The organism is Bradyrhizobium sp. AUGA SZCCT0158, from assembly GCF_018130065.1.
Taxonomy (GTDB): Bacteria; Pseudomonadota; Alphaproteobacteria; order Rhizobiales; family Xanthobacteraceae; genus Bradyrhizobium.
The window spans coordinates 348,281-372,013 of the sequence record NZ_JAFCME010000004.1 but is presented as its reverse complement, the minus strand read 5'-3'; the positions used below and the strand labels follow the sequence as shown (position 1 = coordinate 372,013).

The following is a 23,733-nucleotide window of genomic DNA, read 5'->3' as shown; positions in this document are numbered from 1 at the left end:
CTCGCCGCCTTGCGCCGCCTTGACGGCCAGGACGACGATCCCCCGCCGCGCGGTGGAGCGGCGATCCGGTTGCGGCGGCCCAGTTGGACCGCCGCGCTCTGCCGGAGATCGCAGCCATGCTGACGCCGACGATCCTCGCGCCTGTGCTGGCCAGCCGTGATTCTCGCGGCTAACGGACTACTCGCTTGGGCCGGAGAACGAAGCTCAGGAATTTGCTGAGTTGGGTGGGATTCGAAGACATGGTGGCGAGATGTTAGCAAGCTTGCCCGGATGAACCAACGGCTGGACGCAACGTCAGCTGATCAACGAATCCGCAAAACCCGCGCGCCGTTCCCGCATATCGCTGACGCAGGCACAATATCGAATTCATCTCCCATCCGCCGAAGAAAACTCCGGTACGGTTCTGCCAAATCCCGCCGCGACGGATGGAACGCAAGCAGGCTCGCGTTGACCAACAAGACGCCGGACGGATGGATCGCTGCGAACGACGGCAAACACCTCGAGCGCATGGTCGTAACCCTTGATGGGCTGCCTTCCGATCGAGGCCAGCGGGATGCGATCCCTGACCTGTTCGGTGACGACAGGGTCGACCAGTATCTCGGCGTCGTCGGCCAGACTGCAAAGCCGTGATGCCAGATTGATGACGTTTCCGATCGCCGTGTAGTCGAGGCGCCCTTGATAGCCGAGGGTGCCGACGGTCGCGGGGCCCATCGCGATGCCCACGCCGAAGCCCACGGTGCAGCCGCCGGCGGACCAGTTGTTGGCAAGGGATTGCACGGCGGCCTGCATGTCGATCGCAAGCCTGATGCCGCAATGCGCCGGGTCCTCGCACCTGACCGGCGCGTTGACGAGAACCATCACGCCGTCACCGGCGAAGCGGATCAGGGTGGCGGCATGGCGTGCCGTGACCGCGCCGATGGCTTCGTAATATTCTCTCAGCACGGCCAGAATGGCCTCGGGCTCGGCGCGGGCGGAAAACGCGGTGAAGCCGCGCAGATCGCCGAAAATCGCAACCACGTCACGCCGCTGTCCATCCAGCAGCCGCGGATCGGAGTGTTCCACCAGTTCGGCGACCTGCGGGGCCAGGAATTGCTTCAGGCGATTGATGCGCTCGGATTTCTGCTGCGATGCCCCGAGTTCCTCCGCCATCTGGTTGAACCGGACTGCCAATTGCTCCAGCTCGTCGCGGCTTTCGATCGCGATGCGATGATCGAGCTGTCCCATCCCGATCCGCTCCGCGCCCTCCTCGAGCTTGCGGATCGGCACCCACATGCGCGATGCACGCCAATAGGCGAGCGCAAGCGCAAAAACGGTTCCGCTGGCGATGAGTATCAGCGAACGCCACAGCGTCGCGCGCATGGATTCAAACGCCTCTACGATCGGCTGCTCGGCAATTACGGTCCAACCCACATTGGCGGCGGGTACCGAGAGCGCGACGACGTCTCTCCCATCGTCATCCGTGGTGACGACCGCCGATCCGTTTGCCGCTGACACAACCGATTTGAGCCGGCTAAAATCGCCTGCCCCGGCACCGCTGCGCAGCACCCGGCTGATGTCCGGGTGGGCAATCAGGCGTCCTGACTCATCAACGACAAGGGCGTGGCCGGTGTCGCCGATCTTGATCGCCGCGATGACATCCCAGATCAGCTTCAGGTTGATGTCGGCAACGACGACTCCAGCGGCCGCGCGGTTTCCCGCGACGGCGATCCGCATGTAGGGCTCTGAATCGCGCTGATATCGCACCGGACCGTACCAGACCCGGTTCGCACGCGCCCCCGCCACCGCGGGATCATCAGACATGTCCGTACCTCGACCGGTCCGGTTCAGACTCATCCTGGATACGAACACGCGTTCGGTGCCGGTCGGGTCAACCAGCGACACCGAAACGATCGCCGGCACCTGCTGCAGCAGCCGCAGCCCGTCGACCCTGCGCCGGTCGTCCTCGCCCTGGGTCCAGGGAAACTGCACGAGCCAGCCGAGCTGATCGCGGATGCCATCGGTAAAGGTCTGGATCCGGTCGGCTGCAGCGCGGGCCTCGATCTGAAGCACTTCATTGAGATGAAGGCGATGGTCGCGAAAGGCGAACCAGGCCTCGATCACGGAGCCAAGTGTGAGCGGCACCACCACTGCGACAAACAGTGTGACGAAGTACTTGACGAACAGGGAGCGCCGCGGCCGGGTCATGCTGGCTGCGCCCGGCAACTGGAGCTGCACGTCACGATGAGATGTGCCGGCCTCATTCGATCACCTTGTTGGCGCGAAACAGGATGGAGGATTTGTCCAGGTCGATGCCGAGCAGTTCAGCCGTCCTGAGATTGACGACCAGCTCGAATTTGGTGGGTTGCACAACAGGAAGCGTGGCGGGGTTTTCGCCGCGCAGGATCCGGTCGGCGTAGGTCGCCAGCGCGAAATAGGTCGCGCGCTGGTTGGCGCCATAGCTGATCAGCCCGCCTGCGTCGCAATACTCGCTCCATCCGAACATCGAAGGCAGCCGATGCTTGATGGCGAGCTGGGCGATTTTTTCGCAATGCACCAGCGTGAGAACATCCGGAAAGACGAGCAACCCATCCGGATGCGCGTCGCCCACCGCTCCAAGTGCGTGGTCCAGCTCGCTTGCCCCTGCAAAGGGAACATAGCGCAGCGCGATGCCGAGCTGCCGGGCGGCGTCCTGCGTCGCGCGCCACTCCGATTGTTCTCCCGGATGAAGACTGTTCGAGAGGACCGCCAGGGTGCGCAGGCTCGGAAAGATTTCCTTGAGCAGTTCAACCCGTTTCCCCGCCACATCGAGCGACAGGAAGGTCGAGCCGGTGAAATTGCCGCCCGGTTCCCCGAGACTCTTGACGAGGCCGAGCTCCACCGGATCGCCGCTCAGCGCAAACAGGACCGGAACATCCGTTACCTCCGTCAGCGCGCGGGTCGCAGGGCCGCTCGACACGGCAAGGTCGACGTTGCCGCGCCGGACGTTCGATACCACCTCGCGCAGCGCCTGCGGGTTGCCGGGCGCATAGTGCAATTCCAGGGCAACGTTCTTGCCCTCGACATAGCCCCGCGCGCGTAATCCTTCGCGGAACCCGTCGAGGAACGGGTCGGGCTGGGACCCGGTGGAAACCCAGAAAATGCGATAGACCCTTGTCGGATCATGCGCCAGTGCGGCGACCGGCCAAGCCATCGCAGCACCGACAAGCGTTATGAAATCTCTTCGTTTCATGCTGGCCACCATGGCCCAGACCGGCTTTCCAAGCTTCGAGCCGGCATTCAGATGAGCTGCAGATAATCTTGATTTTTCCCTTTTTTGGGCGGATCGGGGTACCGGGACGCGTTCGCGGCGATCTTCCAAGCCGCGGCGTCCCTACTCCACCCCATAGCGCGTGAAGTGATCGCCGATGCCGGCCTGGATTGTCCTGGCCGCCGAGATGTCGCTATCGCTGCCGGCCTTGTCGCCCTTCCTGAGCTTGGCAAGCCCGCGCCCATAGAGCGCGCTCGCCAGCTTCGGCTCGGTTCGCAGCGCAGAATCATAGTCATCGATCGCCGCGTCGAGCTGGCCCATCTTCAGATGAACCAGCCCACGCGAGTCGTACGTTTCGGCATTGTTGGGTCCCGACTGAAGCGCCCTGTTGCAGTCCACCAGCGCGGTTTCCAACGGCCCGAGGACAGCACGTGTCCAGCACCGCCCGCTCCATCCGGCGGCCAGATCGGGCTGGACGCGAACCGCCTCGTCATAGTCCCGCGCCGCGCGATCGTACTCGTGCTTCTTCAGGTAGATTCCCGCACGGTTGGCGAAGGCTCGGCCGTAGTTGGGATTGAGCTTGATCGCCTGATCGAGAGACTGGATGGCGAGGTCGTATTCGCCCTTTTTCAGGTGAATTACACCCCGGTTGTTGTACGGCCGGGCATCGCCTGGATTGAGCTTGATCGCTTGATCGAAATTAGGGATGGCGCGGTCGTAGTCGCCCCTTGAGGCATAGGCATTGCCACGATTGTTGTGGGCGACAGCCAGGGAGGCCGTCGTGAGTTGACCCGATCCGATAAGCGCCGTGCAAGCATTGATCCGATGCTCGAGCGATGCGCGATGCGAACCGTTGCACAGCTCGAGATTCCCGAGATAGGTGCTGTTCTTCGGGTTCTGTGCCGCCGCCGGTGATCCGAACAGCAGCAAGGCGAGGATCGGCGCCAGGCCGAGGACAATGCGCCCGCTTGCGCTGGATTCCATGTCAGGCTTCCGGGTCCTGGAATAAGGGGATGTGCGGTCGACCGCCTAGCACCCCCGACAGATTTTCAGATTTGACCCGGGAGGCGTTGGTTCGGATGGCGCCGCCGCCGGTCTCCCGGGCTTTCGCATGACCTTGCTCTTGCCTTCTTCAATCAGGGTGGAAAACTTGAATGTCCCATCGTCCGAAATTTCGACGTGCGGCGTGGTGCCTCGAATCCCCATTGTCGCGACGGGGGTATCGACCTTCATGTCGCCGGTCTTCGCGACGTGGCCGGCAACAAACGTGAAAGTTCCTTTGGTCAGGCTGAGCAAGGTCTTGTTGGACTTTCCGTTTGGGTCGTACACGAACTCGCTCAAGGCCATGCGCGCGTTGCTCGACAGATTGAACGCGGTGCCATCCGTAAAACTAATGCCGACCCGGCCGTCGGCGCCGGTCGCGACCACGTCGCCCTCATAGACGACATCACCAACCTTCGCCTGACCGGCTTGAGCGTCGGCGCTAACCTGAATGACGCTTGCACCGGCGCGTTCGATGGTGACCGAACCTGTCGCGACAACGACTTTTCCAATCGGCTTGGATGCGACATCCTGAACCGCGGGCACCGCAGAACCGCGTTGCGCCTGAGCCGGGCCGGAGAAGAATCCGGCGATCGCCAGAGCGAAGCCTGTCAGCAAAACGGCAATCTTATGGTTGCACATGAACGGCCCCTTCCCGAGCAAATCTCGTTCGTGCGGCCACACCGGTTCCTTGAACCGCCGGCCAGGGCAATAATGGATGCGATTGGATATTATGCCGGACCGGCTGCTCCGCGCCACCTCCCCCAAAAGGAGTACCCCTTTTGCGCCGCGGGCCTCGTGCAGACTTTCCTAATCCCTTCCACCGGATTGCGCTATTTTGGCACAGACGATTTCCACGGTCAGTCGTTGGCTGACCGCGCCAAATGTTTTGACCTGAATGCGCAACAGGTAGCGGCAGGCCGGGACGGAACTCATGTTCACAGGGTCCCACGCCGAAACCGGGGACGATCGTAACGCGGCAGCGGAGCGGCTTCCCCGCGTCATCGGCAATGTTCAGACGGAAGCCGGTAGCCGCCCCCTCGGCCAGGGGGCAAAGAACGATTGCCCGCACGCCGACAGGCCATTTCCCGGCATTTCGGGCCGCACGCACGCCCGGTTCGGCATATTGTGGCTCACAGCGCTGACCTTCTCCATGATGAAGGAAGCCGGAGCTGCGGACCCGAATGTCGTTTTCCTTGATGATGGCAGCATAACCTACAAGGATCTGGAGCACGGAAGCTTCGAGCTTGTGACCAAGGAGCCTATCCCGCGGCACTTCGTCGTTGAGGATCCCGGCGAAACGATCGTCCTGCGCGTCGAAGGATCCTCGATCAATATCAGCCGGGTCACAAATTCCTCCTCGCGAATGGCGGAGTTGCAGGCAGCCCAGCAGGAAGCGCTCGCCACCCTTGCGAAAGGCATGGAATCATCCGGATCGAGCACACCTCCTTTGGTCGATCGGCTGCCGGTGCAACCGATCAATTTTATCGAGACTGACGTCCCCACCCCAACGGGGGGTTCGCTCCTGCCGCTGCCGGTGCCCAACTTCCCTTCTACCCAAGTTATTATCGCACTGCCGCCTGTCCCGCCGACGCTGAATGCCGTGACAGGGCCGACCGAAATCGACACCTCGGCGTTTGACACCTTCACCGCGACGAGCGGAACTTTTGTTGCCAGCAGCACCAACAGCACCACACTGACTTACGGCATCAGCGGCGGGACCGCCGGCAGCACGGTACTGGATGGGGAGACATTCGATGTCTCGCAGACCGGCCCCTACGGCACGCTTTACGTCGACAGCACGACCGGCGATTACACTTTCGTTCCGGACAGTCACGCGATCAATGCGCTGACCGAGCCCACGACCACGAGCTTCACCGTCACGGTGTCTGACGGCGCGCTCGCAGCCAGCCAGACCTTCACGATCGCCATCAACGGCACCAACGACGCGGCCGTCATCTCCGGTGCCGCGACCGGCTCAACGGTCGAGGCCAGTGGCGTCGCCAACCGCGCGCTGGGCGCTCCGACCGTGACCGGCACGCTCACCAACACCGACGTCGACAATCCACACGATACCTTCACGGCGATCGAGACGCCCATTGCGAGCGCGGGCGGCTACGGCTCTTTCGCCATAACGGCGAATGGCGTGTGGACCTACACGCTCGACGAGACCAACGCCGCGGTGCAGGCGCTCAATGTCGGCGGCACACTGACCGACACCTTCACCGTGACCACCGTCGACGGCACCGCCAAATTGGTCACGGTCACCATCCAGGGCGCCAACGACGCGGCCGTCATTTCCGGCGCCACGGCCGGCGCGGTGATCGAGGCAGGCAGCGCCGGGTACGGCACGCCGAGCGCGACCGGCACGCTGACGGACACCGATGTCGACAACACGCCGAACAGCTTCACGCCGGTTGACTCGCCGACCGCGAGCGCGGGCGGCCATGGCACCTACACGTTGACGGCGGACGGCGTATGGACCTACGCACTCGACGATTGCGACCACGCGGTGCAGGCGCTCAACATCGGGGACACGCTGATCGACACCTTCACCGTGACCACCATCGATGGCACGCCGCAGGTGGTGACGGTCACGATCCAGGGAACGAACGACGCGGCCATCATCTACGGCACCACCACCGGGTCGGTGACCGAGGCTGGGCACCATGAACCCGGCAAGCCGACCGCGTGCGGCACACTCACCAACACCGACATCGACAATACGCCCAATACCTTTACGGCCGTCAGCACGCCGACGGTGAGCGCGGGCGGCTACGGCACCTTCACCATGACGGCGGATGGCAAGTGGACCTACACGGTCGACGACAACAACGGCGCGGTGCAGGCGCTCAATAGCTGCGACACGCTCTGCGACAGCTTCACGGTCACAACCATCGACGGCACCGCCCAGGTGGTGAAGGTCACCATCCAGGGCGCCAACGACCCGGCCGTCATTTCCGGCGCCACAACCGGAAGCGTGATCGAGGCTGCTTGCCATGAATACGGCCAGCCGATTGCGTGCGGCACGCTCACCAACACCGACGTCGACAATGCGCCCGATACCTTCACACCGGTGTGCTGGCCGGAGGCGAGCGCGGGCGGTTACGGCACCTTCACCATGACGGCGGCGGGGGTGTGGACCTACACGCTCGACAACAACAACTGCACCGTGCAGGCGCTCAATAGCTGCGACACCCTTTGCGACAGCTTCACGGTCACCACCATCGACGGCACCGCCCAGGTGGTGAAAGTCACCATCCAGGGCGCCAACGACCCGGCCGTCATCTCCGGCACCACAGCCGGATGTGTGGTGGAGGCTGGTTGCGATGATCAAGGTAACCCGGTCGCGTGCGGCACGCTCACCAACACCGACGTCGACAACACGCCCAATACCTTCACCCCGGTCTGCTGGCCGGAGGCGAGCGCGGGCGGCTACGGCACCTTCACCATGACGGCGGCCGGCGTGTGGACCTACACGCTCGACAACGCCAACTGCACCGTGCAGGCGCTCAATGACTGCGACACTCTTTGCGACAGCTTCACGGTCACAACCATCGACGGCACCGCCCAGGAAGTGAAGATCACGATCTACGGCACCAGCGACGGATTCGATTTCAAGGCGTCGGCTGCCGGCGAGTCATTCCAGTTCAACGACGAGATGATGGGCTTTGACGCTTCAAACGCCATCGATCCCCTTGATGTGGATTTCTCCCAAGCGGCAATCAGCCCAAGCGAAGGACAACTGGCGACGTCAGCGGGAGCACAAACGCTTGCGCCATTGTCAGGAAATCCCGCTGATGACAATTTCAGCTTTGTTCTGGAACCGTTGGCGAGCGCTGCCGCTTTTCATGCGCCGCACGACCTCATGGTGTGACGGCGCTGATGCAGGCTGCTTGCTGCGCGCGCCTTTTGAAAAAACCAGGCCTCCGAAAGGCGCACCAGGACTTTTACTTGGTGACCTTGTCGACCACCGCATCGATGCCCATGCGGATCGCGGTGCCGCTGTGTCGGACGTCACACTCAACCCGGTGCGTGGAACGGGTGTAGCGCGCGGCGCAAACGCCACAGAATCGTGAAGCCGCTGCGGATTGCGGCGGTGCGGCCTGGGCATTACCTCGCGCAATACGGTTTTGCCGGGAGCGAATATAATGCGCGCTGTTCTGGCCTTGGGCCTTTTGATCGCCCTCTGTGCTTCTGCCAATGCCGCAAAGGTGCAGCACGCCAAACCGCATGCGGGCCAGTCACGCCCGGCCCAACCTGTTGCTGCCACCAGGGGCTATGCCGTTCCCGGTTGGACCGACGCACAGACGCGGTATTGGATGGACAGCTTTCACGGCGGAACGGATTGACGCCGAGCGGCACAACTATCCGCGCATCACCGCATTGGCCTTCTCGGCGGCGGCGGTCATGGCAATCTTCGCCGATTTTGCTCCCGAGACCACTTCATTCACGCCGATCATGAAGGCGTCCATGATGGGCCGGGATTGCGGATGGAAAAGGATCGCCTTCGCGCGGTCGACGTCGGCATTTTGCAAGTTGGTCAGTGCCGCTGCGGCGGCCTGCGGGCCGAACGCCTTCTTGAATTCCTCGCTCGACCAGGCCGACAGGCGTGTCGTCGCAAGCCCCGCCGCGGCGGTCTGCAGCGAGGTCGCCCTGCTTGTCGCCCACAGCAGAAAAAGGAAAGCGGCCCGCTTGTTTCGCGATTTGGAATTAATGCACGCCTGCCAGTGCGACATGAAGGGGACGGATGCCTGCCCGGGGGCATGCGGAAAGGCCGCAAATTCGGCCTGCTTCGTCACGCGGCTCTTGGCGGGATTGGAGATGTCGGTCGCGAAGTTGCTGCTGTCGATGGCCATGGCCGTCCTTCCCTGAAGGAAGTCGTCCAGCACGTGGTACCATTCATAGCTGCCCACGCCGACCGGCCCGGCCTGGCTGAGCAGCTGTCCGAACATCTCGACGGCCGCGATGGCCTCGGGGCTCGCGAAAGCAGCCTTGTTGTCCTTGACCATGTGTCCTCCATACGAGAACACGAAGCTCATGGCCGGCACGGACGAATTGCCGCCGGCCTGCGCGCGCATGGCAATCCCGGACATCGCGCTGGTCTTGACCGCCTTGGCGGTGGCAAGCAGCGCTTCGAAAGTCTGGGGAATCGGCAGGTTCCTGGCCGTTCGCGCATCGCTGTTGACAAACAAGGTCACCGCCTCGGAGGTGATCGGGATGGCGTAGCGCTCGCGGTCCGACCACAGTGGAAAGGCGCGGGCCGTCTTGAGAAGGTCGTTCTCGTCGTACCATCCAAGATCGGTCAGCGACTTGTCGGAATAATAGGCGTTCAGCGGCTCGAGCCATCCTGCCGAGATGCCCTGGCCATACGTCGTCCACATGAAGACATCGGGCGTGCTGCTGCCACGGTTGAGCTGTATCGGCAGCGCGCCCAGATAGGCGGTCTCCAACCGGAAGTCGGTAGTGACGATGATACCGGTAAGCTTGGTGAAGTCCCACAACAACGGAGTGATCGCGTTCGACCAGGGATGGATTGCGCCCGCGAGCGAAATCGTCTGCCCCGCAAATTGCTTCCAGTCTATCGCGGCCTTGGCGTAGCTCGCGGCGGCATCCTCTGCAAAACCCCACCGCGGCAGCATGGCGAGCGCCGGCAAGGTGACGCCCGCCGTGCCCAATCCCTTGACGAAGCTCCGCCGGCTGGCCGAGCTTGGACTGCTCGGAAACTTTTCGCCTGGACCCATGTGGTTTGGAGCCATGTGGTTGCTCCTGCCGGGGGATCGGCCTTCACAACAAGCGGGCGGGGCCTTACCCGTGACGTTCTGGCCCCTTGCGTGTAATCTGCACGGTGGAGCTTGCCGGTTCCCGTCGCATCCCGCGGACCGCGGCTATATTTTCATTATAATAGCAATGTTCTGCGTCGGCATCAGAAAATAATCGCTCACGCGAGCATCGAAGACCAGGCCAATGTCAGTCACTCTGAGCCAGTCCTCTCGGTGGTTTGCTCGTCCACTCGCGCTGGTGGTCGCGGTTCTTCTAACTGTGGTTGTCGCGACCGGGTTTCTCGGCTTCAGATATTGGCAGGAGCGACAAGCGGCAGATCTTTTGTTCGAGCGTGGTCGCCAGGTGCTCGAGACGCTTGATCGGCTGCGGACGGTCATCGCCGACGTGGAGGCCCAAAGGCGCGGGTATCTGCTGACTCTGGACCCCTCATATCTCAAGGCCTATGGCGTCTCCGACGAAAGCGTGCGCCGAGACGCCCAGGCGCTCCAGGCTCTGGTAGCGAGCGATCCATTGCAGAACCATCGTGCCGGACATCTGGCGCTGACCGTTGCAGCAAAGCTCCGCGAGATCGACGACATCGTCAATACTGCCCGAACCAGCTCCGGGCCGGCAGCGCTGGCGATGATCCGCAGCCTGGACGAGATCCGGTCGCAAATCGACCAGATGGTGGACCACGAGCGCTTCCTGCGCGTGGATCAGGAGAGGCGCGCCGAGGCACTCGAACGCCGCAAAGCCTGGCTGATCGCTACGGCTGTCGTCGTTGTCGCGGTCCTGGCAGGGGCAGCACTGGCGCTCGCACGGTTCGAAGCGAGGCGCCGGCGAAAAGCGACCGAGGAGAACGTCCAGCTCCAGAGCGATATCGAAGCGCGTGACAGGAAGATCCGGCGCCTGGTCGACGCCAACATCATCGGGATCATCATCTGGGAGGTCGATGGGCGCATTCTTGAGGCCAATGACGAGTTTCTCCGCATGGTGGGATACGACCGGGAGGATCTCACCGCGGGTCGCCTGCACCGGACACAGCTGACGCCGCCGGACTGGCGCGAGCGCGACGCGCGTACCGTGGCAGAGCTGAAGCGGATCGGGACGGCCCAACCGTTCGAGAAAGAGTATTTGCGGAAAGACGGTAGCCGCGTCCCCGTGCTGATCGGCGGGGCGATGTTCGAAGAAGGTACAAATCAAGGTGTTGGCTTTGTCCTCGATCTGACCGAGCGCAAGCGGGCGGAAGAGGCGTTGCGGCAAAGCGAGGAGCGCTTTCGCACCCTCGTGCAATTCTCCTTCGACGTGTACTGGGAGACCGACGCGCAGCATCGCTTTGTTCACCAGGAGTTCGCCGAGAGCCTTGCCGACGCGCCGGCATGGGGCGCCGAGATCGGGAGGACGCGCTGGGAGGTGCCCTACCTGGAGCCCGACGCAGAGGCCTGGCGCAAGCACCGGGAGACGCTCGATGCCCACCTGCCTTTCCGTGATTTTGAGCTCGCGCGCCCTGCCCCCGACGGCAGCAAGCGTTACGTATCCGTCTCGGGGCTGCCGATGTTCGACGAGAGGGGGCGCTTCGTCGGCTACCGCGGCGTCGGGCGGCACATCACCGAACGCAAGCGGGCCGAAGAGGCCTTGCGCTCCGCGCAGGCGGAGCTCGCCCACGCCAATCGCGTCGCCACGCTGGGGCAGCTGACGGCCTCGGTCGCCCATGAAGTCAGCCAGCCGATCGCCGCAACCGTGCTCAACGCCCAGGCCGCGGTGCGCTGGCTAGGCGCTCAGCCGCCGAACCTCGGCGAGGTTCGGCAGATCCTCGGTCAGATCACGGATGACGGCAAGCGTGCCGGCGACGTCATCGGCTGGATCCGGGCCCTCATCAAGAAAGCTCCCCCGAGAAAGGAGAGCCTGGAGATCAACCAGGCGATCCTCGAGGTCATAGCCCTGACCCGCGGCGAAGCGGTGCAGAACGGCGTCTGGGTGCGGACGCAACTCGCAGAGGGCTTGCCGCGCATTCAAGCGGATCGGGTCCAGCTGCAACAGGTGATCCTCAACTTGATCATCAACGCCATCGAAGCAATGAACGGCGCCAGCGAGGGGACGCGGGAGTTGCTGATCAGCACTGCCGCAGATGCCTCGAACGGCGTGCTCGTCAGCTTGCGGGATACCGGTCCGGGACTGGATCCGGCGAGCCTCGAGCACCTCTTCGACGCGTTCTACACCACCAAGTCCAGCGGCCTCGGCATGGGACTAAGCATCTGCCGTTCGATCATCGAAGCGCAAGGCGGACGGATTTGGGCCGACGCCAATAAACCTTGCGGCGCCGCCTTTCATTTCACCCTGCCCTTGGAAAAAGAAGAGACCGCTGCTGCCGAGCACGCCGGCCCAATGCCGGCGGTATGAGTGCTGGTCGGGGAGCTGCCCGTAGCGGCGAATCCGCCTGCTGCGATAGGGTGTTCGCGGAAGTCCAACAGCGCGTTTTCTCTCGTCTACTTCCCTACCGAGATATCATTCCTCATGCCGCTGCGCTCGTGCGAGCCACCTTCCTTGCTCGATCGAGATAACCACAATTAGAATCCTGCCTTGAAAAATCCGGAAGCGAGTGAGTTTGCGAGCCGCAGCGACGCTGAAACTGTTTCATATCGCTGACCATCGAGTTTGACGTTGTAATGTTTGGGCAGCCAGCTCAGTCTTTTGTCAATGCCCGTCGTTAGCGGCTCGCCCGTAATGCCGACAGAGTTCAACGGCCAGATTCCGACGGGGACGATTTCGACCGTCGCCCGCACCAGTTTGGTCCCATCACCAAAGCTCCTTCCGATGTCGATGGGATCCACTTTCTCTACTGTCTTCGGATCGTTCATGTCGCGAAAGCGAACGAGCAGCGGCAGGCTAGTAAGCGGCAATTCGCGCGAGCCCGATATACGCCGTAGCTGTTTCAAGCCCTCATCGATCGGTTCCGGAAGTGCCCCGCCTGGAAAATTGAACGCACGAAGGATGATGGTTTCGGGCGTCGATCGGAGATCAGCGCCCTCCTTGAGGAGCGCAAACAAGGTACCGCGGAAGCCCAGATCGAGCACAACCGCTTCTCCCCGATAGCCCACAGTACCCGGCGACTGCCCGGCAAAGCGTGATTGCTTGCTATAGGTAACTTCGATTACACCCGCCCCCGTCTTGGTCACGCCGTCTACCTGCGCCTCAAGAGTCAGGCGATATCGCACGGTCACGCTCGGATAGGCCGTCACGCAGAACACCGCCGCGCCGGCGATCAGCAAGGTCGCAACGCCGAGCCATTTCATTCAGACGACCTCAATAAACTTGGCGGGTGCGCCGCCGTTCCAGCTTGAGATACATGGCGCAGCTTCATTGACAAATCGCTTCGCCCCACGGTTGCATATGTGCCCGCCCCGTTAACCCCACTTCTTAAGCGCCCATCCACCATTGCCGGACGGAGCCGGCGCTTAACCATTCCGATTAACATCCCCTCAATCCACTCCCGACAATTCTAGCGATCGTAGCGGGGAGAGATTGCCGTGGACGGCTTTTCATTGAACGTCTTTGCCATCGAGTTCATCGGGCTGATGATGGTAGCGCTCTGCCTCGTCGTGCTTGCGCTGCCCTCGGGGCGCCGGCCGTCGAAGCACGCCCGATACGAGTAATTCTTTCCGGCCGGCCGGGCTTCGCCCTGTTGCGCCTAGGCCTCCTTGGCCGGAACCACCGTTTGCAGGGCTCGCCCCAAGCGCGTCCTGCCGCAAAGCGCACGCAGAAAGCGGTGCTTTGCCTCCACTCCAGGGCCAAATTTTGCCCAAAGACCCTTGACATACCAGCGCTTTCGGCGGAACGCCTGTCGAAAGCGTCATGGACTGTTCATGGATCTGATTACCACCACTTCCGACCTTGCGGCTGCCTGCGATCGCCTCTCCAAGCACCCGGTCATCACCGTCGACACGGAGTTCCTCCGGGAGACGACCTACTATCCCCTGCTCTGCGTCGTGCAAATGGCGAGCGCGGACGAAGCCGTCGTGATCGACACGCTGGCGGAGGGCATCGACCTCAAGCCGTTCTTCGAATTGATGGGCAATGAGGCGGTGCTAAAGGTGTTCCACGCCGCGCGCCAGGATATCGAGATCGTCTGGCACCAGTCCGGCACCATTCCGCACCCGATCTTCGACACCCAGGTCGCAGCGATGGTGCTCGGCTATGGCGACAGCATCGCCTATGACGCGCTGGTCGAGCGCATCACCGGCCACCGCCCGGACAAGACGCATCGCTTCACCGACTGGTCGCGCCGGCCGCTGACATCAGACCAGATGCATTACGCGGTCTCCGACGTCACCCATTTGCGCGACGTGTTCGCGGCGCTGGACGCCGATTTGAAAAAGCGCGGCCGCAGCGAATGGGTCAGCGAGGAGATGGAAGTCCTGACCTCGCCGAAGACCTATGATTTCCATCCCGAGCGCGCCTGGGAGCGGCTGAAGACGCGGGTGCGCAAGCCCAAGGAATTGGCCGTGCTGATGGAAGTCGCAGCCTGGCGCGAACAGGAAGCGCAAAGCCGCGACGTGCCGCGCAGCCGCGTGATGAAGGACGACGCGGTCGGCGACATCGCCACCCATGCGCCGACCTCGCTGGAGCGTCTCGCCAATTTGCGCTCGCTGCCGAAGGGTTTCGACCGCTCCAAATGGGGCAGCGACATCGTCGCCGCCGTACAGCGCGGCATCGCGCGCGATCCTGCGACCTTGCCGAAGCTCGAAAAGCCGCGCGGCAATTCGAATGGCGCTGCGATCGTCGAGCTCCTGAAGGTGCTGCTGCGAATGACCTCGGAGCGTCATGCCGTGGCCAGCAAGGTGATCGCAACCGTCGACGACCTCGAGCAGATCGCGGCCGACGACCAGGCCGACGTCGCCGCGTTGCATGGCTGGCGCCGCGAATTATTCGGCGAGGCGGCGCTATCGCTGAAGCACGGCAGGCTGGCGCTCGCGATCGAAAAAGGCCGCGTGGTCAGGGTCGATCGGGATAAGGCGGTTTGAGACGCGGCAGCGGGGCCTTATGGTCCGAGACGCGCTTCGCGCTCCTCACCATGAGGGGCTGAGGGATAATCCAGCCCCGTCATGGCCGGGCTTGTCCCGGCCATCCACGTCTTTCCTTTCCAGTCCAGCCGAAGAAAAGACGTGGATGCCCGGCACAAGGCCGGGCATGACGGATAGAGCGCGTCTACGAAACTACCACTTGAACTCGACGCCGAACGTGCCCTGGTGCGACTGCATCGCGGCGCGGAATTTGGCGTCGTAGTTGATGTAGAGGCGCGCGGTGTTGGTCAGGCTGAGCGAGGCCGAGGCGCCGGCATCCGCGCCGTACTGGCTTTCGCCGATGCCCTGGAAGGTCACGCTCTGGGCGCCGAGGCTGACCGTCGTGTCGGAGAAATTCTGCACGACGTTGTTGACGAACTTGCCGTAGGCCGACAGGTCCAAAATCTTCTGGTCGAAGATCCAGTAATGCCCGACCTCGGCACCAACAAGCACGCGGAAGCGCTGCACGCTCGCGCCCGTTGCCGTCACCGGATCGAGGCCACCGAACTCCTGGAACGCTCCGGTCTGCGCGCGGACATATTCGACCGCGCCCTTGGGCACGATGCGGTACTGGTCCTTGGACCAGTAATAGCTGATTTCGCTCAGCACGCCGTCGAGCCTGGCGTTGTAGCCGGCGGTCGCGAAACCCAAACCGGTATCGCGGCGCGAATTGATGTTGCCAAAACCGTGCACGATCACGCTGGCCCAGGTCCACGGCCCGGCATCGACGGAGGCGTTGAAGCCGAACTGGGTCAGGTCGATCCTGGCCGACTGCAACGCCAGCGGCACGTCGATGTCGGTCCGGCTCTGGTCGACGGAGATGCCGACATTGACGCCGGTTGCGATGCGCGCGCCGATGCCGGCGACGCCGCCCCAGGTCTTGCGGGTGTCGCCGACGAAAAACCCGAGCGGACCGTTGTTGGCCGAAATGCCATAGCCCTCGAACCAGGTCCGGTAGCGCGGTGTTTCCGCAGCCTCGGAGGCGCCGCCGCCGCCGGGATTGGTCCGCATCATGCGGCTGAAGCCGCTGGTGGTGCCGAACCGTTCCAGGAAATTGCTGCCGAGATTGGTGATGGTTGCTGTCGACGACACCGCTGAGTTGATCATCTGTGGCGTCGGGGACGGCGATGGTGTGGGCGTTGGCGTCGGCGAGGCCGTCGGTGTTGGCGTGGGGGTCGGTGTCGGCGTCAGCTGTGCCTGCGCGGAAGACACACTGAGCGCGAGCACGAACGCGATCGCCGCCAGTCGCGCCAAAGCGCGACCGCCCCCGATCCTCACCGCTCGCGATGCGCAGCGCATCTATTCCATTCCCGAAAAAAGCGCCCGCTCAAAAAATGCGCGACAAGCCGGTCAGCATGCCCGGATTTGCGCCCAGTTCGCGCAGAGCGTCAATCGCTTACGGGCCTGACACAGGATTGAATGGAAGCCGTTGTTGTTCGCCGGCCACAGTGCTTTGCACCGGGTGGCACTGGCCTAGTCCTGCGCGGGCCAGATCAGGGTTCCGTCCGGCGCGGCCTGTCCGGAAATCCTGCAGATATCGCCTTCGAGGCGGACCTTGCCGCTGGCGAGCAGCCGCAGCGCCGCGGGATAGATTCGGTGCTCGATGCCGAGGATGCGCTGCGACAGGGTCTCGGCGGTGTCGCCATCGGCCACCGCAACCGCGCCCTGCATCACAATCGGCCCCGCGTCGGTTTCCGGGATCACGAAATGCACAGTGGCGCCTGAAATCTTCACGCCGGACGTGAGCGCCTGGCCGTGCGGATCGAGGCCGGGAAAGGATGGCAGCAGCGAGGGGTGGATGTTGAGCATCTTGCCGTACCAGCGCTGGACGAATTCGGCGGTGAACAGCCGCATGAACCCGCCAAGGCAAATCAGCTCGACATTCTTTTCGTCCAGCGCCCGCTGCAGCACCGCCTCGAAGCCGGCGCGGTCCTTGCCGAACGGCTTGCTCTCGATGACGGTCGTGGGAATGCCGCTCGCAGCAGCCTTTTCCAGGCCACCGGCATCGGCGCGGTTGGAAATCACGGTGACGATTTCCGCCGGGAAATCCGCAAGCTTCGCCGCGTCGATCAGCGCGGCCATGTTGGATCCACGCCCGGAGATCAGAATGGCGACGCGGCGCTTCACGGCGTCACCGCGACAGGTCCAGATGACCGTTATAGACCACGCGGTGCTCGCCTTCCGCCGCGATCACTTCGCCGAGCAGGGCAACGGTCTCGCCGCCCTCGGTGAGGATCTCGGTGACCCTGTCGACCGCATCCGGCTTGACGATCGCGACCATGCCGATGCCGCAGTTGAAGGTGCGCAGCAATTCGAGCTCGGCGATGCCGCCCTGCTCGGCCAGCCATTTGAAGACCGGCAACACCGGAAGCCGGGCCAGATCGATGCCGACCCCGAGATGCTTCGGCAGCACGCGCGGAATGTTGTCGGTGAAGCCGCCGCCGGTGATGTGGGCGAGGCCCTTGATGGCGCCGGTTTCGCGGATCGCGCGCAGGCACGACTTCACATAGAGCCGCGTCGGCGCCAGCAGCGCGCCGCCGAGCGTCATGACGGGCGAGAACGGTGCCGGCGCGTCAAAGCCGAGGCCGGCGGTTTCGACGATTTTCCGAACCAGCGAGAAGCCGTTGGAATGCACGCCCGAGGACGCCAAGCCGATCACAGCGTCGCCGATCGCAATATCCGGACGGGGCAGCAGCGTGCCGCGTTCGGCCGCGCCCACCGCAAAACCTGCGAGGTCGTAATCCCCGTCCTTGTAGAGGCCGGGCATTTCCGCGGTCTCGCCGCCGATCAGGGCGCAGCCGGACTCCCGGCAGCCCTCGGCGACGCCGGCCACGATGGCCGCCGCAGCTTCCGGATCGAGCTTGCCGCAGGCGAAATAGTCGAGGAAGAACAGCGGTTCGGCGCCCTGCACCACGAGGTCATTGACCGACATCGCCACCAGGTCGATGCCGATTCCGCCATGCAGGCCGGTCTCGATCGCGATCTTGACCTTGGTGCCGACGCCGTCGGTCGCGGCCACCAGCACCGGGTCCGTGAAGCCGGCTGCCTTGAGGTCGAACAGCCCGCCAAAACCGCCGATTTCGGCGTCGGCGCCGGCGCGGGCGGTGGCGCGCACCATCGGCTTGATGAGATCGACGAGGCGATTGCCCGCATCGATATCGACGCCCGAATCGGCGTAAGTGAGCCCGTTTTTGCGGTCGATCATGCTCAATTCCCGTCAGAAGACGGCTGGTTACGAGGATTTCCGCGATCCTGCAATGGCTCGCAAGGACCGGATGCATATACTATGTAGATAACAACCGGCCTGCCCCGCAAAGGGCCGGATCTGTTACGTAATCAGGGCCGGTGGCCAGGTAGCCGGGAAGCGACCGAGTTGAATATTCCGAATATCATTACGCTGGGTCGCATCATCCTGGTGCCCATTATCGTCTGGGCGATCGCCTCGAGGCAGATGGAGATCGCATTTGCGATCTTCGTGATTGCCGGCGTCAGCGACGCCGTCGACGGTTTCCTCGCCAAGCGCTTCAATATGACCAGCGAGCTCGGCGCCCTGCTCGACCCCCTCGCCGACAAGGCACTTCTGGTCTCGATCTACGTCTCGCTCGGAATCTGGGGCGCGGTGCCGCTGTGGATCGTGATCCTGGTGGTGTCGCGCGACATCATGATCGTCACCGCCGTGATCGTGTCATGGTTGTTCGACAAGCCTATCCCGATGAAACCCTTGATGGTCTCGAAGCTCAACACAGTGGCGCAGGTGGCGTTCGCCGCCCTGGTGCTGGCGTCGCTCGGCTTCAACTTCAAGCCGACGCCGTACGACCTGATCCTGATGGGTTTTGTTACGGTCTTTACTTTGGTTTCCGTCTCCCTCTATCTCGTGGAGTGGGTGCGGCACATGAGTACGATCGAGGCCAAATAGGCGTTTTGTTCGAAGCGTTGTCCTCACGCGAACCGGTACCCACTTCGCTTGAAAACGCCATGGTTCCGGAGACTTGCGTGGCAGTTCGCGTTCAACCCCGTCAGCTTGCCTTTGCGCTGCCGCACGCCGAAAGCCTGACCCGCGACAATTTTCTGGAAGGGCCGGCCAATGAAGCGGGCCTGGCGCTGATCGAACGCTGGCCCGACTGGCCCAACCGCATCATGCTGCTGGTGGGCCCGGAAGGCTCCGGCAAGAGCCATCTCGCCGCGATCTGGGCCGAGCAAGCCGGCGCCCGCTCGATCTCAGCCCATGCCTTGACGCCAACTGCAGTACCCGGCGCGCTTGCGACGGGGGCGCTGGTGGTCGAGGACCTGAAACCGGGGGATTTCGACGAGCGCGCGATGTTCCACCTGATGAATCTGGGGCGGGAAGACGAAGCCTCCATTCTGATGACGGCGCGGATTGCGCCATCGGCCTTCGAGGTCGAGCTGCGCGATCTGCGCTCTCGGCTGCGCGCAGTGCCGACGGTGCCGCTATTGCCGCCCGACGATTTGCTGTTCCGCGGCCTGATCGTCAAATTCTGCGCCGACCGCCAGCTGAGCATCGACGAGACTGTCGTGAGCTATCTCGCCAGCCGGATCGAGCGGTCCTATGCGGCCGCGCGCCAGGCCATCGACCTCTTGGATAGCGAGGCGCTGCGGCTCGGCCGGCCGGTGACCCGGGCGCTGGCGGCCGAACTGCTCCGCAACGCCTGACGGGCGCTACTGCCGCTGCGCGCCATGTCACGCCCCCGCCGCCTTGACGGCGGCGGCCGGCGGAACATCAATGTCATCGAAACGTCATCCAACTATCACATGGTGCGCATGGCATCCGCCTAGATTGGCGCGGCGCTCCAACTGAGATGGATCGAAACTTCATGGACTCGGCGCAAGTTGTTGAAATAAAAGAAAAAGACGCAATTGCCGAAGCGCCGCTGGCGATCGCCACTAGCCCGGAGCGGTTCATCAATCGCGAGCTGTCCTGGCTGCATTTCAATCGCCGGGTGCTCGAGGAAGCCGTCAATCCCGGCCATCCGGTGCTGGAGCGGGTCCGGTTCCTGTCGATTTCAGCCAATAACCTTGATGAATTCTTCATGGTCCGTGTCGCCGGTATCAAGGCGCAGGTCCGTGAAGGTATTGCCGAACGCAGCCCGGATGGCCTGACCCCCTCCGAGCAGCTCGTCCGCATCAACCAGACGGTTTCGGAACTCGCCTCCGACCAGCAGGCGATCTGGAGCGATCTGCGCACCATACTGTCCCAGACGGGCATCATTCTGGTCGACAGCCACGACGTCACCAAGACCGAGCGGAGCTGGATCGAGGATCACTTCCTCCACAACATCTTCCCGCTGCTGACGCCGCTCGCCATCGATCCGGCGCACCCCTTCCCATTCATCCCGAGCCTTGGTTTCACCATCGCGCTGCATTTGTCGCGGGTCGCCGACGGCAAGCCGATGAACGCGCTGATCCGCATGCCCGGCAAGATCGACCGCTTCATCCGCATGCCCGCGGGCAAGGACGGCGCGGTACGCCTGATCACGCTGGAACAGGCCACCGGCCTGTTCATCGGCCGCCTGTTCCCCGGCTACACCGTCAAGGGCCAGGGTGCCTTCCGCATCATCCGTGATTCCGAACTGGAAATCGAGGAAGAGGCCGAGGATCTGGTCCGTCTGTTCGAGACCGCGCTGAAGCGGCGGCGGCGCGGCTCGGTGATCCGTCTCGAGATCGAAGCCAAGATGCCGGAGGAGCTTCGTGCCTTCGTGCAGCAGGCGCTGTCCACCGCCGACGACGAGATTTTCCTGGTCGACGGCGTGCTGGCGATGAACGAACTGTCGCAGCTGACGCGGCTCGACCGGCCCGACCTCGAATTCGTGCCTTACGTGCCGCGCCATCCCGAGCGCGTGCGCGACCATGGCGGCGATATCTTCGCTGCGATCCGGCAGAAGGATCTGGTGGTCCATCACCCCTACGAATCCTTCGACGTCGTCGTGCAATTCCTGCAACAGGCCGCGCGCGACCCCGATGTGGTCGCCATCAAGCAGACGCTCTACCGCACCTCGAACAACTCGCCGATCGTGCGCGCGCTGGCCGAAGCCGCCGAAGCCGGCAAGTCGGTGACCGCCTTGATCGAACTGAAGGCGCGGTTCGACGAGGAAGCCAATATCCGCTGGGCGCGCGACCTCGAACGCGCCGGCGTGCAGGTGGTGTACGGCTTCATTGAACTGAAGACCCACGCCAAATTGTCGATGGTGGTGCGCCGCGAGGGCGGCAACCTCACCACCTATGTGCACACCGGTACCGGCAATTATCACCCCGTCACCGCGCGCATCTATACCGATCTGTCCTACTTCACCTCGGACCCGATCATCGGGCGCGACGCGGCGCGGGTGTTCAACTACATCACCGGCTACGCCGAACCCAGCGACATCGAGCGCATGGCGGTGTCGCCGCTGACACTGCGCAACCGCATCATCGAACACATCAAGGGCGAATCCAATTACGCCCGCCACGGCAAGTCCGGCGCGATCTGGATGAAGATGAACTCGCTGGTCGATCCTGATATCATCGATGCGCTGTATGAGGCCTCGCAGGCCGGCGTTTCGATCGAGCTCGTGGTGCGCGGCATCTGCTGTCTGCGGCCCGGGCTGCCCGGACTTTCGGAGAACATCCGCGTCAAATCCATCATCGGCCGGTTCCTCGAACACGGCCGAATCTACTGCTTCGGCATGGGTCAAGGCCTGCCGAGCACAAAAGCTGCTGTGTATATCTCGTCCGCCGACATGATGCCGCGGAACCTGGACCGCCGCGTCGAGGTGCTCTGTCCGCTGCAAAATCCTACGGTGCATCAGCAGGTTCTCGAACAGATCATGGTCGCGAACCTGAAGGATACCGAGCAAAGCTGGCAATTGTTGCCCGATGGGTCTTCAACGCGTATGAAGGCCGCGAAAGGCGAAGAGCCGTTCAATCTGCACAACTACTTCATGACGAATCCGAGTCTGTCAGGCCGTGGAAAGTCTCTCAAGGAATCTTCGCCGCGCCGCCTCACGCGCCGGAATGAGCGTCAGCATTCGTCCTAGCGGGTTGCGTCACATGGGGGACTGGCGGTGAAGCGGCCGCGCAAGCGCGCTAGCAGCGTCGCCGTCATCGATATCGGTTCGAACTCGGTTCGTCTCGTCGTCTATGAAACGATGGCGCGCAGCCTCGTCACGATCTTCAACGAGAAAGCGCTGTGCGGGCTCGGCCGCGAGGTCCAGACCACGGGGCTGCTGGCGACCGACGCCGTCGCCAAGGCGCTGACCGCGCTGCGGCGGTTTCGCGCGTTGTGCAAAATCCAGAAGGTCGGCCGCGTCTATGCGATCGCCACGGCGGCCTGCCGCGACGCCTCCAACGGCCCCGATTTCATCGCCAAGGCCGAGCGCATCTGCGGCGCCACCATTCAGATCCTGTCGGGACCGCGCGAGGCCAAATTGTCGGCGCTCGGCGTCGTCTCCGGCGTGCACAATCCCGACGGCATCGTCGGCGATCTCGGCGGCGGTTCGCTCGAACTGATCGACGTGCACCGCAACCGCGTCCGCAGCGGCGTCACGCTGCCGCTCGGCAGCCTGGCGTTGCAGGATCTGTCGGACAAATCGCTGAAGCGAGCCGAGCGAATCGTCTCCGACGAACTGTCCGACGTCGCCCAGCTCACGGCCGGCCGCGGCCGCACTTTCTATGCGGTCGGCGGCACCTGGCGTGCTCTGGCGCGCATCCACATCATCCAGAGCGACTATCCGCTGCGGGTGATGCACGGCTATTCGATCCCGGCGGCGGACGCGCTCGACTTCGCGCAGCGGCTGCGGCGACTGGTTGCGGCCAACATGCTGGCCAATATCGAGATGATCTCCGACGCGCGGCGGCCGCTGCTGACCTACGCGGCGCTGGTGCTCGAACACATCATTCGCGTTGCCAAGCCCAAGACCATCGTGTTCTCGACCTTCGGCGTGCGCGAGGGGCTATTGTACGAAAAGCTGCCGCCATCCGAGCGCACCCTCGATGGATTCATCTGCGCCGCGCAGACGCTGAACCAGCTGTTGTCGCGCTCCGCCCGCCATGCCGAAGAACTGGTCTCGTGGACCGATCGTCTGGTCAGGGTCGTCAAGCTGCGCGAAACGCCGGAGGAACGCCGGCTGCGCCACGCCGCATGCCTGCTGTCCGACATCGGCTGGCGGGTGCATCCGGACCATCGCGGCGAAGAGACGCTAAGCCTGATCACCAACGGCAATTTCGGCTCGATCAGTCACCAGGGCCGCGCCTTTGTCGCGCTGTCGGTGTTTTACCGCTACGCGGGTCTCAGCGAGGAAAACGAACCGCCGGCGCGGATCCGCGAGTTGGTGCCACCCGCCATGGACGAGCGCGCCAGAATGCTCGGCGCCGCGTTCCGCGTTGCGCATCTGATCTCGGCGGCGCGAACCGGTGTGCTGCCCGCGACGCACTTCCGCAGCCAAGGCCGCAAGCTGATGCTGGTGTTCGAGCACCGGATGGTCGATCTCGTCGCCGACCGGGTCGGCAGCCGTTTCAAGCAACTGGCCCGGCTGGTCGGACGCTCCGGATCGATCGTGCGGCGGTAAAGACAGAACTAGTCTAGAGTCCCTGTCTCATTGCACAACGGCCCCAAGCTTGGATGCGATGGATCGCCGAGAGCTCACATCA

Annotated in this window: 19 protein-coding genes; 9 read left to right on the top strand and 10 right to left on the bottom strand. The window is 63.4% G+C overall.

Annotation, left to right across the window (positions count from 1 at the left end; genetic code table 11):
- Positions 1-366: 366 nt before the first annotated feature.
- From JQ574_RS08515 to JQ574_RS08500, 4 genes are all read right to left on the bottom strand, one after another.
- On the bottom strand, positions 367-2,184 hold the full coding sequence (locus JQ574_RS08515) for an adenylate/guanylate cyclase domain-containing protein (RefSeq protein WP_212208024.1): 1,818 nt from the start codon (positions 2,182-2,184) through the stop codon (positions 367-369).
- 52 nt (positions 2,185-2,236) lie between these two features.
- Positions 2,237-3,208, bottom strand: a complete 972-nt coding sequence (locus JQ574_RS08510; protein ID WP_212208023.1) for an ABC transporter substrate-binding protein — start codon at positions 3,206-3,208, stop codon at positions 2,237-2,239.
- 141 nt (positions 3,209-3,349) lie between these two features.
- Positions 3,350-4,156, bottom strand: a complete 807-nt coding sequence (locus JQ574_RS08505; protein WP_249119187.1) for a tetratricopeptide repeat protein — start codon at positions 4,154-4,156, stop codon at positions 3,350-3,352.
- Between the two features lie 99 nt (positions 4,157-4,255).
- Positions 4,256-4,951 carry a FecR domain-containing protein gene (locus JQ574_RS08500; protein ID WP_312014577.1) on the bottom strand — a complete coding sequence of 232 codons (696 nt, stop codon included), beginning with the start codon at positions 4,949-4,951 and terminating at the stop codon, positions 4,256-4,258.
- Positions 4,952-5,201: 250 nt separating this feature from the next.
- Between JQ574_RS08500 and JQ574_RS08495 the strand changes: the two genes are divergently transcribed.
- Positions 5,202-8,144, top strand: a complete 2,943-nt coding sequence (locus tag JQ574_RS08495; protein WP_212208021.1) for a VCBS domain-containing protein — start codon at positions 5,202-5,204, stop codon at positions 8,142-8,144.
- 73 nt (positions 8,145-8,217) lie between these two features.
- Here the strand turns inward: JQ574_RS08495 and JQ574_RS08490 are convergent, their stop codons facing one another.
- Positions 8,218-8,502 (bottom strand): hypothetical protein, encoded by a 285-nt coding sequence (locus JQ574_RS08490; RefSeq protein ID WP_212208020.1) that lies wholly within the window; start codon positions 8,500-8,502, stop codon positions 8,218-8,220.
- A 132-nt stretch (positions 8,503-8,634) separates the two neighbouring features.
- Positions 8,635-10,026, bottom strand: a complete 1,392-nt coding sequence (locus tag JQ574_RS08485; protein ID WP_249119186.1) for an ABC transporter substrate-binding protein — start codon at positions 10,024-10,026, stop codon at positions 8,635-8,637.
- A 208-nt stretch (positions 10,027-10,234) separates the two neighbouring features.
- Here JQ574_RS08485 and JQ574_RS08480 point away from each other — a divergent pair, with 208 nt between their 5' ends.
- Positions 10,235-12,430, top strand: coding sequence for a PAS domain S-box protein (locus JQ574_RS08480; protein WP_212208019.1), 2,196 nt, complete (start codon positions 10,235-10,237; stop codon positions 12,428-12,430).
- 167 nt (positions 12,431-12,597) lie between these two features.
- Here JQ574_RS08480 and JQ574_RS08475 read toward each other — a convergent pair whose 3' ends face one another.
- Positions 12,598-13,323, bottom strand: a complete 726-nt coding sequence (locus tag JQ574_RS08475) for a hypothetical protein (RefSeq protein WP_212208018.1) — start codon at positions 13,321-13,323, stop codon at positions 12,598-12,600.
- A gap of 234 nt (positions 13,324-13,557) precedes the next feature.
- On the opposite strand from JQ574_RS08475, the gene JQ574_RS35470 reads away from it, so the two are divergent.
- Together JQ574_RS35470 and rnd are read left to right on the top strand one after the other, a co-directional pair.
- Positions 13,558-13,683 (top strand): hypothetical protein, encoded by a 126-nt coding sequence (locus tag JQ574_RS35470; RefSeq protein WP_283813701.1) that lies wholly within the window; start codon positions 13,558-13,560, stop codon positions 13,681-13,683.
- Positions 13,684-13,893: 210 nt separating this feature from the next.
- Complete coding sequence (rnd, locus tag JQ574_RS08470) at positions 13,894-15,051, top strand: ribonuclease D (protein WP_212208017.1); 1,158 nt, start codon at positions 13,894-13,896, stop codon at positions 15,049-15,051.
- Positions 15,052-15,243: 192 nt separating this feature from the next.
- On the opposite strand, the gene JQ574_RS08465 is transcribed toward rnd, so the two are convergent.
- On the bottom strand, positions 15,244-16,182 hold the full coding sequence (locus tag JQ574_RS08465; RefSeq protein WP_312014578.1) for an autotransporter outer membrane beta-barrel domain-containing protein: 939 nt from the start codon (positions 16,180-16,182) through the stop codon (positions 15,244-15,246).
- Here JQ574_RS08465 and JQ574_RS35660 point away from each other — a divergent pair.
- On the top strand, positions 16,163-16,498 hold the full coding sequence (locus JQ574_RS35660) for a hypothetical protein (RefSeq protein WP_312014579.1): 336 nt from the start codon (positions 16,163-16,165) through the stop codon (positions 16,496-16,498). The two genes, JQ574_RS08465 and JQ574_RS35660, sit on opposite strands and share 20 nt — an antisense overlap.
- Before the next feature lie 65 nt (positions 16,499-16,563).
- Here the strand turns inward: JQ574_RS35660 and purN are convergent, their stop codons facing one another.
- Positions 16,564-17,217, bottom strand: a complete 654-nt coding sequence (purN, locus tag JQ574_RS08460; RefSeq protein ID WP_212208015.1) for a phosphoribosylglycinamide formyltransferase — start codon at positions 17,215-17,217, stop codon at positions 16,564-16,566.
- 4 nt (positions 17,218-17,221) lie between these two features.
- Positions 17,222-18,295 (bottom strand): phosphoribosylformylglycinamidine cyclo-ligase, encoded by a 1,074-nt coding sequence (gene purM, locus JQ574_RS08455; RefSeq protein ID WP_212208014.1) that lies wholly within the window; start codon positions 18,293-18,295, stop codon positions 17,222-17,224.
- A 168-nt stretch (positions 18,296-18,463) separates the two neighbouring features.
- On the opposite strand from purM, the gene JQ574_RS08450 reads away from it, so the two are divergent.
- From JQ574_RS08450 to ppx, 4 genes are all read left to right on the top strand, one after another.
- Entirely contained in the window at positions 18,464-19,006 is a 543-nt protein-coding gene (locus JQ574_RS08450; RefSeq protein ID WP_192740702.1) for a CDP-alcohol phosphatidyltransferase family protein, read from the top strand.
- Positions 19,007-19,083: 77 nt separating this feature from the next.
- The gene (locus JQ574_RS08445; protein WP_212208013.1) at positions 19,084-19,761 is read left to right on the top strand and encodes a chromosomal replication initiator DnaA; all 678 of its coding nucleotides are present in this window, start codon (positions 19,084-19,086) and stop codon (positions 19,759-19,761) included.
- A 161-nt stretch (positions 19,762-19,922) separates the two neighbouring features.
- Positions 19,923-22,121 carry an RNA degradosome polyphosphate kinase gene (locus JQ574_RS08440; RefSeq protein WP_212208012.1) on the top strand — a complete coding sequence of 733 codons (2,199 nt, stop codon included), beginning with the start codon at positions 19,923-19,925 and terminating at the stop codon, positions 22,119-22,121.
- A gap of 27 nt (positions 22,122-22,148) precedes the next feature.
- On the top strand, positions 22,149-23,651 hold the full coding sequence (gene ppx, locus JQ574_RS08435) for an exopolyphosphatase (RefSeq protein ID WP_212208011.1): 1,503 nt from the start codon (positions 22,149-22,151) through the stop codon (positions 23,649-23,651).
- Positions 23,652-23,733: the final 82 nt, after the last annotated feature.